The organism is Occallatibacter sp. (assembly GCF_049582745.1).
Taxonomy (GTDB): domain Bacteria; phylum Acidobacteriota; class Terriglobia; order Terriglobales; family Acidobacteriaceae; genus Telmatobacter.
In genome coordinates, this window is sequence record NZ_JBAUUO010000170.1 from 1 (window position 1) to 12045 (window position 12045).

The following is a 12045-nucleotide window of genomic DNA, read 5'->3' on the forward strand; positions in this document are numbered from 1 at the left end:
TGCAGCATGCGCTGGCGAAGTGGGGTCATAGGAACCTCCTCCTATGACCACTCACCCTAAACGGCGGACCTTGCTGCGCTAACCACAACTCTCAGTCCGTCGCGCCAGCGACTTCGTTCAAACCGGCATTTCGTACAAATGACCCTTAAGCCACCTGCCGGCTTACCAACCCAAGTATTGAACCTGATGGCATACGCTACCCGCTGTCAACGGAGACTGGGCGTACGCTTACAAAAACATCAACAACCCCATCCCCTTCTCAAGGGGATGGGCGGTGCGGACACGCTCCTTGATGTCTTTGAGCAGGGCAGCATAGTCAGGCGGTGCTTGAAGCGCTTTGGTCATCGTCTCCTCAAGGGTATGACAACGGCTGACTGTCCTGTGCTATAGGGTCGCCTCGGCAATCGTGCAACAGGTTATTGCACAAGTACAGAAAGGTAATGAAAGAGAATGGGCCGATCCCACACGGATCGGCCCTTTGGCCCGCTGCAAATGTTTGTCGCATCTTTGTCGCAAACAGCGCCGATTGTGCCGGTTTTGCCGACTCAGCCGACTTCTAAGTGCTGTGCCGTCTATAATTTGCGGTTTTGCTCATTCCATGGCATGGAAGAGGTCATCGGTTCGATCCCGATCAGGTCCACCAAAAGCCCCCCAAAACTAATGACTTATAGCGGGTGATCCAGATTGCCTCTCCGTGCGTGGGAACACGAACGAACAATAGCCCTGACCCTGCCGCGCTAAGTTAAGGACAGATTGCTTGACTACCTTCCACTCTTAGTCTCCGTGACTGAATGCAGATTCATCGACTGAATGCAGATTCATCGCGCCTCTCGCTTAATCGGTTCCGCGTTGTATTCCGATGGGGAATGGACTCTCGCCTTCTTCCGCAATCCATTCGTAATTCTGAGTTGCGGCAGAAGTTCTCCAGCAGGCAGGTGTTCGGGTCTGCATCCAATCCAACGGTTCGCTGGCCGGTTTTGCAACGCAGCGTTCGAAAGCCTCGCGAAGCGATTGTTTCTGTTCGTGGCCGATGGCCCTGGGATCGGGCGAAATCAAAAGCACGGTTCCGCTGTCCGCAACTGCCTGGAGCCACTGGCGAGTCAGAGACCAAGGCACATCCGGGGTGATCGCGACACAGTCAGCGTCGAGTGAATAGAAGGTCTTATGCTGTGGCCCGCGAAAAGCCAGAGTGTTGATGCCCGTCCGCCGTGTTCTTTCCCATTCCTTGCCACTCACGTCATCACCAGTGCGAGAAGCATCGAACAGACCGGCCGAAAGATGTCCTACCGTGTTGCACCCCAATATGACGCGGTCTTCCCCGCAGGTTGTGCGAAGTTGTCGATACAACCCAGTCACGATTTCAGCATTGGTGACCGTGTGATCATTGAAGTGCCAATTGCCCAGGGTGGGAGAGGCACCCATCTGACTTCCCCATTGCCCGAACAACTCCCAGGTTGTGAAGTCGTGCTTGATCAATTCAAAGCCCCACTCGCAGGCCTCGGCTGCGACAGATGCAACGGCGTGAAGCGCTTCGGGGATGGTGGGATCGTAGGCTAAGGGTGCCCGCTCGTTTCCTGATCGGATACGCCGCGAATCCGGCAGAAGCAGATTCCAGCGCGTCGCTGATGCCGCGCGCAAAGGACGAATCCATAAGCCCGGAATCACATTGCGGTTGCGGATTGCAGAGGCAAGCCCAGGCATGCTTGGAAATCGGGATGGGTTCTGATAGCCGTCGTCGATTACCGTGAACGGCCGGGGGCCGCCTGCAGGCGCAAGAGATGCCACGAGATCGGCGTCACGCAAAATGCCGTCGTGTGTATTTTGTCCATATGCGTAGTACCAATCGTTACTGCCATAGATGGCATCGATTTGTTTTGTGCCCCGTCTGGCGGCTACCGTAGTGCCATCAGCCATTGCTCGGCATAGACGTTGCGCGACCCCGAAGGCGGTTTCATCCCCACCGCCTTTGCACATCACGATCGTGGCTGCTCCAAGCCTGCGGTTCCGCAGCGATACACCGTTACCCCCATTGCGCACGTCAAGCCACAGCGAGATGCCGGCTGCATCCACTTGCCAAAAGGCAAATGCGGCGGTCCCCGTCTTGATTCCCATGCCGGACGTTCGCCCTTGTGAATGAAGGAGCGCGTACCAGGGCAACACGCGTTCCGCCTGCAGCGGTCGCCATTCCAAGTCCCCGTAACTGCGTTCCCATGCGTCGCCGAGCGCAAGAACATCTTCTGCCAGCCGACGTTTCCAGCGAATCTGTATGCGCTGGACAGGCACCGCGGGGGATTCGATAGAGATTACGGCCTGCTGTCTTGCTAACGCGATATCCACGTTTAGTCCTGCAGCCCGGTTATTTCCCGTCCACATGCTCCCTGTTCTCAAAAGCCGATACCGCTCCACCTCTGAATCGCCGATGGATGCAAACACCCAGTCAGGTTGTGCGAGGACCGGCAGATCGAGGTCATCGTGAGCAGCGCCGGACGAAACGCTGTTGCATTGCCGTGCCCAGGAGGCAGCAGGCGTCAGCAACGCCGCAACAGACGGCGCACTTTTCAAGACACGCCTGCGCGTTATTGGTTTCAACGTTTCAAACATGTCACTCTCGGCTGTCGATCCTGCGATGAGTGTTTCCGGTCCGGTTTAACGAGTGCACCTCAAGGGAGTTGGCAGCAAACTTCTCTCGACATGCATGTTGAAAGCTGGCGTCGGCACGGCAAAGAGGAACCCTTCTCTTGAACGCTAGACTTCCTCGCGGGGTGCCGAAAGCAGCTTGATTTCGATTTTCTGCTCACCGAGTCGTGGATGTTTCGCGGTGACTCGCAGAATGCCCGGCTCTTCACCGGCACGAATCCATACTGCCCCCGTTCCGCCCACAAGCGAAAATGGATTGTCGCCGATCAGCTTCCCGGGACCCTCCAGCGTAAAGATGATCGGATCGTTTGCATAAGTGCGCATGGCGCCGAACTCATCGGTTACGCGAAAGACGACCCGAGTGGTATCAGCTCCGTCTGCGTGGAGTTCTCGGTCGTCGGCAATCAGTGCAAACTTTGTGTCGACGCCCCTGCCTGAGAGCGATTTGGAGATAACCTGCTTGCCGTTGAGGAAACCGTCTGCCCGCAAATCTCCCCAGGGTGCCCCGAGTTTCTTCAGATCGATCTTGTTCAGTTCAAGGACAAACGGCGGGTATTTGAGGTGTTCGAACTCCGCGCGATCCGGATCGATTTCGGCAACGAGAACCCATGGATTTGCAGGGTCGGAGTTTGCGCGTGCGAATACCTTGATGTGATCGCAGTTCGAGCAGAATACAGCCTTGGTGAAGCCGATGGACTCATCGCCACGCGCCCAGTGGAATGCAGGCTCGAGCACGACCTCTTCTGCCGGGTCGCATTGCGACTTGTAAAAGCCGGCAGCAGGTTTCGGCTCGCGGAAAATGTCGGTAACTCCGTGATAGCAGATCCGATCGCCAGCGCCAAAGTTGGAGTGGGTGTTGTAGTCGAAGGCGCACCATCCGATACCGCCCGCGTATTGAGGGTTCGACGCAAGTTGATTGTGAATGCGCGCATGGCGGAGAGTGTGCTCGCGCTGGCGCTCATCGTCATCGGTGGTCTTGGTGGGAAAAGTGTGGCCGACAAACTCAGTATTCAGATAGCGGGGATGATTCGGTGGCTTCAATGGAAAGCCGAAGTCGTTCATCGTAAAGACGTCTTCGAGGAACTCCGACTCCTGGAAGTAACGGATGCCGCCGGTTTGGCGTGAATCATCGAGGGCGTGGGCCAGTGCGTTGGTGCGCGTGTAGAAGTCGTGATCATCGAGAGACTCGTTGATTCGCACTCCCCAGAGAATGATGGAAGGGTGGTTCCAGTCGCGGCGGATCATGCGGCCAACGTTGTCGATGGACACCTGCTTCCATTTCTCGTCGCCGATATGCTGCCAGCCGGGAATCTCTTCAAGCACGAGCAGGCCGATTTCGTCGCAACGATCGAGGAAGTGGCGCGACTGGGGGTAGTGCGAAGTGCGGACGATGTTGCAATGAAGTTGCTTGCGCAGAATGTCGGCATCCTGGCGCTGGACGCGGGCCGGCATGGCCTGACCGACAAATGGAAATGTCTGATGCCGGTCGAGTCCGCGCAGCTTGATGATTTTGCCATTCAGCGAGAATCCATGATCGGTGAACGCCGCTTCGCGGAAGCCCACCCGCCGAGTGTCCTGGTCGATAACCTTGCCGGCCTGGGTGAGACGCACGTGGACCGTGTAGAGATGGGGCTGGTCCAGATTCCAGAACTGGATGTCTCCGAGATGCGTGAGAGACACGGTGTAGCGCGCAGGATCCTCAAGCGTTTCGATCGTGGTGTAAACAGGGGCATCGGTGTCAGGATCGAGTCCGGTTGGGGAAATGGAGGGATTGGCCGCGGAGGATGAACGCTCAATCGTGCGGTTTGCTTTCGCGATGACCTTGTCTCCGTCGCGAAGCTCTGCCTCGAGCGAGATGGAGCCGCCCCCCGCAACATCACCAGCGAGAAAACAATTGACATCGAGTGATGGACTCGCACTGAGGACATCTTTGGGTTGGGCGAAGATGTTGTCGATGTAGAGATGGGGAACGACGCGAAGAGAAACTTCGCGATAGATTCCGCCGAAGGTCATGTAGTCGATTTCGTATCCAAAGGGGGGAATGTCGCCGCGTTCCGTTGAGTCGAGTTGCACCGTTAAAACGTTTTCATTTTGAGGACGCAGGTGTTTTGTAAGTTCAAATGAGAACGGTGTAAAGCCACCCTTGTACTCGCCGAGAAGAACACCGTTGATCCAGACGGTCGAAGCAGTCATGGCGCCTTCAAAATCGACGAAGACACGCTTGCCTGCGGCACCTTGAGGCAGCTTGAACCGACGACGATAGGTGGAGACGAATTCGTAATCCTTGTCGTCGAAGCTGTGCCAGGGTAAAGCAATGTTTGTATGCGGGATGATGACTTGTTCAAACTTCGAATCGTCGAATCCGACTGCTTCAGCGCCCGCAACTTTTGAGGGGTGGTAGCGCCAGTTGCGGTTCATGGGGAGAATCGATCTCCCCGACGAAATCTGCTCTTCGGCAAGTGCGCGAGAACCAGACAATGCGGTAGAGGCCAGGACTGCGCCTGCCGTCTTGATAAAGTCGCGTCTGATCAATGGATGACTCCCTTCCGAGATAACGCCTTTGGCAACCTCAAAAAACCTCGTTACAACACATGGGAACTATAGCAGCAGGAAGCGGGAACAGAGCATGGAAATCCGCAGCAGAGCAATGGAATCAACTTGTTAATTATCAATCTGATATGGCGCGGTGTTTGAACCAAAGGACGAAGTGATCGGCAATACAGAACGAAACCGAAAAACTCAAGAAAGCCATGTGGAGAGTGAGGTGCCAAGCTGCTGCAACGAGACCGTATCTGAACCGCGCGTTATGGTGAATTCCGGAGGAGCGACGATGTAGGCCTGGGAGATGCTCTCGGCGAGACAGACGCAGACCGTGGAACGCCGATATTCGTCGTAGCGCTGAGCGGCGAGCCATATATAGAGCGCGAGCATTTCAGCGTCGGCCGCGCTGCCGGGCACGTCGTCGACAGAAGGCGCGGGGTTGACCTGGTCTGGATTGTCGAAGACTGCGACGCCCGTGAATGGTTTCGGCTTGGCGCGAACACCAAATTTCGCCGCGAGAAATGATGGCCGGGCACGGCGGAACGCCTCAGACGCTCCCCACTCAACAAAAGAATTGCCGAAGATGACGGCACCGTTTCCCGCGAGGTAAAGCGAGCGTACGAATTCGCGAACCGCAGGATCGGCGGAGACTTCAGGAGGGCTCCACGCAGTAACATCCACCGTCCGTAGCCGATCGAAGACCGCGTCTGCATCGGCGAGATCTTTGCGCATGGTGTTCATCTCGCGAGAGAAATTTTGGCGGTACACGGCCAGGCGTTCATAGCTGAGGAGAATCGAACTTGGCGCACCCATAGACACTGTCGCGTGATTGAGGACTGCATCTACTGCGCTGCTTCCTGCATCGATCACCCATGTGTCTGCCGAGAATTCGTCGTGACCCGGATTTGCTGGAAGTAATTTAGATGGATTGTCGTTCTCGATGGGCATCCCGCCAAGAAGGACTTCGAAAGGACCGAGTGTGCTGCCGGAGAAGCCCATTTCCAAATTGACCGCCTTGCCGATTCCTTGCCATCGACGCCATATAGTCGCCGCATTCACGGGAAGTGGCCGTGGGATGTCGAGCAGGACGAGACGCTTCACTGACGAGCTTTCCGATTGGAAAGGTTGTTGGTCGACAGTGTCGAAGACCGCCTGCACCGCTCGCCGCCACTCAAGAAAGTAGGACGAGCGCGCCAGTTCAGAGGAGTTCTGGATAGTCTGCTCCGTCGCGGAGAATTGCCAGTGACGGACGCCCATCTTCTCTTCCAACTGAACTACATTCTTGAACAGCGCGGAAGACTGCTCGGCGTTCAAACCGTCTACATAAAGGAGCAGTCTCTGCACCGAACGCCGCTCGTTGGGGAAGAGATATTGCCACTTTTTAAGCTGCTCGTTGACGAAGGGAAGGAACGTGAGCGGCAGGCGCTTCAACACCCCGTTGTTCAAGGCGTTTTGAAGATCCTGCGATAACCCGTCTGCGGTTTTCATACTTTCTTCCTGCGGACTGGCACAGCTATCCGCGAAGTTCCGCGAGCTTTGCGCCCTGTGATTCAACTCCCTTGCACTTCAGGATCTCCGTGAGTGTGGGGCAAACATCGATGTGACGAATCGGGCGCTCTATGATTTGAGGCTTGTCGACAGAGGCACCGATCGCCATCATCCATGTGTCGCGCGTTGAGTCTTCATTGGCGCGATGATTGAAGAAGCCGTTGGTTGATGATCCATCTGGATCGCGGCCGAATTCCGGGAGAATCAGCATGGTGGTTTTGCCGCGATAGTCTGGGTTTGATTCCACTTCCTGCCACAGCTGATAGGCAAGCCGATCGGCAGTACGAATACCGGAAACGTGCAGTGAGTACGAGCCGAAGTGTGCGGCTTCAACATCGGAAAATACTACGGTGAGCACACCGGGAGCGAACTTGCGCATGACTTCGCGGGTCATGAAGAAGGTGAGTTCGTCACCCGAGGTTGGGCCGCCGCTGCGAACAAAATTGGCGATGGCGACTTTGATGCTGCTCGCGACGCGAGGGTCAAGCTGGTCAGCCGCATTAAAGACGTTCCAACCAAGGCCTTCAAAATTATTGCCTTCCAACGCGTTCTGCAACTCCGTTTCGACCATCGCACGGTCGGCCATGTTGGCAGTGCGGCCTGAACGCAGCGCCTCTTCAACTGCGGTGAGCATGAGTTGCTTCGGAAACACGACGTTTGCACCGTAGGCAGTCCCGTAGCCCGCTGCTGAACTGGCGCCGATCAGGCTGGTGAGCGCCTTGTTACTGGCCACCACCCATGTATCGCTTCGGTCGGCGCGCCTGGCTTTGCGAAACTGCTCGAACAAGGTCGGAGTGGTAGGCGCGACCTTGCCCCAGTCGTCGACGCGCTGCCAGTTGCCTGTAAGAATGCTCGAGATTGCGTTGAAGTGAGCAGTCACACCCTCATTACGTGTGTGCGCATAGAAAACCGATCGAGGAAGAAGGTCCTGTATGAGATGAGGTATGTTCTCGAGTCCCTCGGGCGAGACGCTCTCTGCGCGACGCACACCACCGATCACCACGAGAATGACTTTATGTTCAGATGCCGATGCTGCCCGGTCTGACCGGTCTGCGCGCGCCTCCGGCAGCACAAGCCCCGCGACAAGGAGCCCCGCAGCGCGCAGGAAGGCACGCTTGGATTCGTCGACGAGAATATCCGAAGCCTCGGCACACCGAGACTCGAGCGAGGGGTCTACGTGATCACCAATCTCCATGAAACTCTCCTCTGGCGCGATGCCACGGGAGCCCGGCGTCCCCGCAAAACAAAGACTTGAAACAGCGTCATTGTAGGCTCAACGCGAAGGGCCCCTCCATGTCGAGGATCACAAGAGGTAGTGAACACGCAGGCGAAGAGGATGCAAATGAAGTCTTCGCTTCCAGGCGTGGCGGCGATTTAGTTGACAGCGAGCGCCGAGAGCTGCCCGAGGTCCAGGGATGAGCTTGATTTCGTTCCCCTGGGTAAGGCAGGAGCGATCACGAGCGCCTGGTTGTGGCCTTCGAACCATACCAGGAATGCTGACTGATCGTAACCCTGGAGCCGCTGTTGATTGATCCAGTGATAGTAAGCGCCCATGTCTGCATCGACGAGGGAGCCCACAGGGTCGAGCTCTGGGTTCCTGCTGGCATTCGAGAGCAGCTCGTTCATCGGGCGCTGCCTCTGCCGCGGCGAGAAACGAACCAATAATGTGAGCGGCTCGGCGCGGCGGAGGGCTTCGCGGGTCGCCCACTGGGCAAACGTCGTGGCAAAAATCTGTGTGCCCGAGCCTTCTGTGATGATTTTTAGCTTAAAGCGTTCGAGCACTGCATCGCCCGTATCGTCCGCACTTAGATCGGAAGGAACCATCCGGGCGAGATGCGTGCGTAGCTCTTCAGGACCCATGCCCGGGCGTTTGATTTGCGCTTGAATGTCTTTCAGAAGGGCCGTGCGCATGGCCTGCATGCCTTGATACGAGACGCAGGTCAAGAGCGGACTGTGCTCTGCTTCAGCTCCTCCGTCGACGTACCAGTGGCCGTATGGGACGGGATGGACCTTTGCGCGAGTGGCTGCGGCCGCAAGAAGGAGTTGCAAGCCGTTTTCGGGTTTGATCCGGTCGAAGTAGGTACCGTGTGCCCGCAAATTGCGAAATAACTGCTCATCGTAGCTGGAAACACCTTGGCCAATAATTGCAATGCCGAGTCTTTGCGAAGGCAGTGGCGTTTGCACCACGGCTGCTTGCAACCGCGCACCATAATCGGTTGCAGCTTTGCGAAACGCATCCAGTTGGTGTGTGCTCCACAGATAGGCAGACTGTTGCTCAATGAATTGCGCGGGTGAATTGATCCAATCGGAGTTTTCGAGCTTCGAAGAGATTGAGATGGACTGGAACGGCTGAAACCACTCTCTGATTTGCGACGGAGGGAGCGCGGCGATCGTCGAAAGCTCGATCTCGATTGCCGCGCGTTCTGTTGGGAATTTGAAGTCGTACTCAATGACCTCGCGCAACAGGCTCGGCAGGAAGGTGATGGGAAGCTGTCGGATGGTCTCGATATGATCGAGGGCAACTTTCCTGGCCTCCGGCGGATACGCCGTGAAATTCTCGGGCTGGAGATTGCGCGGCAACATGACTACAAAAGTTCCTTCATTGGCTTGCCCTGCGATTGGGCAGATGAGAATCCCATGATGGCGCCGAGACTTGGTACTAAGTCGATGGACTGCATGGGCTCATTGAAGATCACGCCCTCGCGAACGCCGGCTCCGAGCGCCATCATCCATGTGGTACGGCTGGCAACGTCGCCGGTACGATGGTGCTGGAATCCGTTACCGCCGGCATCGTAGTCGGAGTCGCGTCCGAAATCGGGAAGAATGAAGAGCGTCGTGTTACCGGCGTATTCGGGATTCTGTTGAACTGCCTTCCACAGTTCTGCGCAGAGGCGATCGGTGCGTCGAATACCTTCGATGTAAAGCGAGTATGCGCCGGAGTGGGCCACGTCGATGTCGTGCATCGTGATCCACAGAAGGCTGGGCGCCTCCTGTTGCATAAGGCGCTTGGCAATATAAACCGAAAGTTCGTCCGGACTCGAGAGTGTTCGCGCGTGCGCCATGAAGTCTGCGACCGAGAGTCGGAGGATGCCGTCGAGTTGCTGCAACTCGAACTCGCCGCCGCCGAGTTGAGGCGTGTAGAGCGGATTTTCATAGTTGTCGCGGAGCAGGTGGTCAAAGTCCGCTGCGCCGCCGGAGGTTGCGGCGCTGAGCAGATGCTTTGGAAGAATGACGGTTGCTCCGGTTCCGGGGCCATAAGAACGGCAATCGCTTTCGCCGATGCGGTTAAAACCATTGCTCGGAGCCACTACCCATGTATCCGAGGCAGGACGCTTAAGGTCCTTGCGAAAGTACTCGAAAACAGTGGGGTGCTCGGGGGCAACAGCCGAGAAATTATTGAGGGTTTCGTAGACTCCCGTCGTGAGGCTGGCGGTCGCCACGTAGTGGCCGAGAATTCCGCCATTGGTGACGTGGGTAAAGAAGCTCGATTGAGGAACTAACTCGCTCAGCAAATGAGGAATGTTTTCCTGACCTTCGGGCGCGAATGTCTCCTGGTCCCTCGCGCCGCCTCCGAAGGTCACGACGATGACCTTGCGCCGTTTGCGTGCGATCTCCCCGCGCAGAAAAGGGCTTGCGCCGGCGAGCGTGGCTCCCACAGCAAGGCCTGCCGTACTGCGCAGGAATTCGCGGCGGCTCCAGCTCAAGCCGAAGGCGATCTCCCGGGGATTGCGTCTGGCACCGGCAGGGAATACCGGGGCAAGTGCCTGAGTGAGTACCGACCTGATCATCAACTCAACTTATCCAATCTGCGCGCCTGTGATGCAACTGTTGCCGATCTTGAATGCCGGGCGAGTTGTCTGCCTGCGCTTGGGGAATTCTCAATCACGGCTTGCTGGAGGAATCCGATTTTTCCGAATACACGAATTGCTGGACTTCCGCCCTCTCTTTGTCCCTCTCTGCCAAGTGTTGTGCACGTAGTTTTTGATATACGGCAAATTCTTGCTGGGCCTGACCCTTTTGTCCTACGTGCACGTAGTCGGTGCCGAGCCGGTAATGCGCATCCGATAGATTTGGATTCAGCTCAAGGGCACGAACATACTCGGGAATGGACTTGTCGTATTGGTGCTGACCCGCGTAGAGGTCCCCGAGTTGCACATGAGCCTCAGGAAGCTTGCCGTCGAGGGCGATCGACTTTTGCAGCAGGGCCTGAACAGTTTGCAGATCGACGTTCGTATCTCCGGCTCGCTTTCCTTTCCAGAGGCTCATTGCATAGTAGTACTGAGCCCGGGCATCGTTGGGACGGAGCTCTGCATAATTGTGAAAGTGCTGAATGACGTCGTCAGCCTGTTTCGGGGAACTGTCGTAGGCCTTGGATAAGAAGACATAGCACCGAGGATCGGCGGGGTCTAAATCTGCAGCGGTGAGAAGCGCCCGCACAGCCTCGTCATATTTGCCGCGTGAATAAAGCGCGAGACCCAGACCGATGAAGAGTCGAGGTGACTTGGGGAATCGGGCTGTTGCCTGCTCGTAGATCGCGATTGCGGGCTCGTAGGTTCTGTGAAGAAGCATTTCGCTTCCCCAATCAAACAGGTTGTCCTCAGTGGGATCGAGGTGTGCTGCCGTTTCGAAGTCATTGGCGGCCGCAACAAACTTACCGTCCTTCTCGTCGATTTGGCCGAGCAGATTGTGTAGTTCGCCGGTCTGGTGCGTCTTCAGGATCTGTTGTGCCACTTGCCTTGCTTCGGAAAACCGTCCTAAGAGGAGGTCCGCCATCGCCAGGTCGTAGCCATTTTCGTAGGAATCAGGCTTGATGTGCTGTGCCTGCTCGAAAAGCGGCTGCGCTTCAGCAATCTTTCCAACCTGAATATAGTACTGACCCATGTTTCTGTTCTCGTCGAAGCTCTTTGGTTCCAGTTGCAGTGCCTTGAGGAACTGTTCTCCTGCGAGAGCTGTCTTGCGTTCATGGAGAAGGTTGGTCCCCAGGTTCGTTCGTGCGACCGCAGAGTCGGGCTTCAATTGGACGGCCGTTTTGAGGTGCAACTCTGCCTTCGCATCCTCCGAGAGCGAAGCGTAGACCAGTCCGAGAAGTTCATGGATCTCGAAGCTGTTGGGGGCATACGGTAGGAGACGTTCCAATTGATCCGCCGCCAGCGCATATCGCCCCGCATCATAATCTGACACCGCGGATTGATATTCGCGATCGAGCTTCTGCTTCTGCGGATCCTGCGCAAGGGAACTGATAGCGAAGGCCAGAATTGTCCCGATAAGCATCAGCCCATATCGAGACTTCTCGCTCACCGCCCGCCTCCCTGATTGCCG

At 56.6% G+C, this 12045-nt stretch carries 7 protein-coding genes; all 7 read right to left on the minus strand.

Going from position 1 to position 12045, the window contains the following annotated elements:
• Positions 1–834 precede the first annotated feature (834 nt).
• Entirely contained in the window at positions 835–2562 is a 1728-nt protein-coding gene (locus tag WCA10_RS23780; RefSeq protein ID WP_472825030.1) for an alpha-amylase family protein, read from the minus strand.
• A gap of 183 nt (positions 2563–2745) precedes the next feature.
• Positions 2746–5169 (minus strand): glycoside hydrolase family 2 protein, encoded by a 2424-nt coding sequence (locus WCA10_RS23785; protein ID WP_472825031.1) that lies wholly within the window; start codon positions 5167–5169, stop codon positions 2746–2748.
• A gap of 207 nt (positions 5170–5376) precedes the next feature.
• Positions 5377–6666 (minus strand): hypothetical protein, encoded by a 1290-nt coding sequence (locus WCA10_RS23790; RefSeq protein ID WP_472825032.1) that lies wholly within the window; start codon positions 6664–6666, stop codon positions 5377–5379.
• Positions 6667–6691: 25 nt separating this feature from the next.
• The gene (locus tag WCA10_RS23795) at positions 6692–7921 is read right to left on the minus strand and encodes a hypothetical protein (RefSeq protein WP_472825033.1); all 1230 of its coding nucleotides are present in this window, start codon (positions 7919–7921) and stop codon (positions 6692–6694) included.
• A 179-nt stretch (positions 7922–8100) separates the two neighbouring features.
• Positions 8101–9309 (minus strand): hypothetical protein, encoded by a 1209-nt coding sequence (locus tag WCA10_RS23800; protein WP_472825034.1) that lies wholly within the window; start codon positions 9307–9309, stop codon positions 8101–8103.
• A 2-nt stretch (positions 9310–9311) separates the two neighbouring features.
• Positions 9312–10514 (minus strand): hypothetical protein, encoded by a 1203-nt coding sequence (locus WCA10_RS23805; protein WP_472825035.1) that lies wholly within the window; start codon positions 10512–10514, stop codon positions 9312–9314.
• 94 nt (positions 10515–10608) lie between these two features.
• Positions 10609–12024, minus strand: a complete 1416-nt coding sequence (locus WCA10_RS23810) for a tetratricopeptide repeat protein (RefSeq protein ID WP_472825036.1) — start codon at positions 12022–12024, stop codon at positions 10609–10611.
• Between the last annotated feature and the right edge of the window lie 21 nt (positions 12025–12045).

Bases quoted from the DNA above. Each gene is read 5' to 3' on its own strand.
- WCA10_RS23790 (WP_472825032.1), bottom strand. From the start codon at position 6,666: ATGAAAACCGCAGACGGGTTATCGCAGGATCTTCAAAACGCCTTGAAC.
- WCA10_RS23795 (WP_472825033.1), bottom strand. From the start codon at position 7,921: ATGGAGATTGGTGATCACGTAGACCCCTCGCTCGAGTCTCGGTGTGCC.
- WCA10_RS23800 (WP_472825034.1), bottom strand. From the start codon at position 9,309: ATGTTGCCGCGCAATCTCCAGCCCGAGAATTTCACGGCGTATCCGCCG.
- WCA10_RS23805 (WP_472825035.1), bottom strand. From the start codon at position 10,514: ATGATCAGGTCGGTACTCACTCAGGCACTTGCCCCGGTATTCCCTGCC.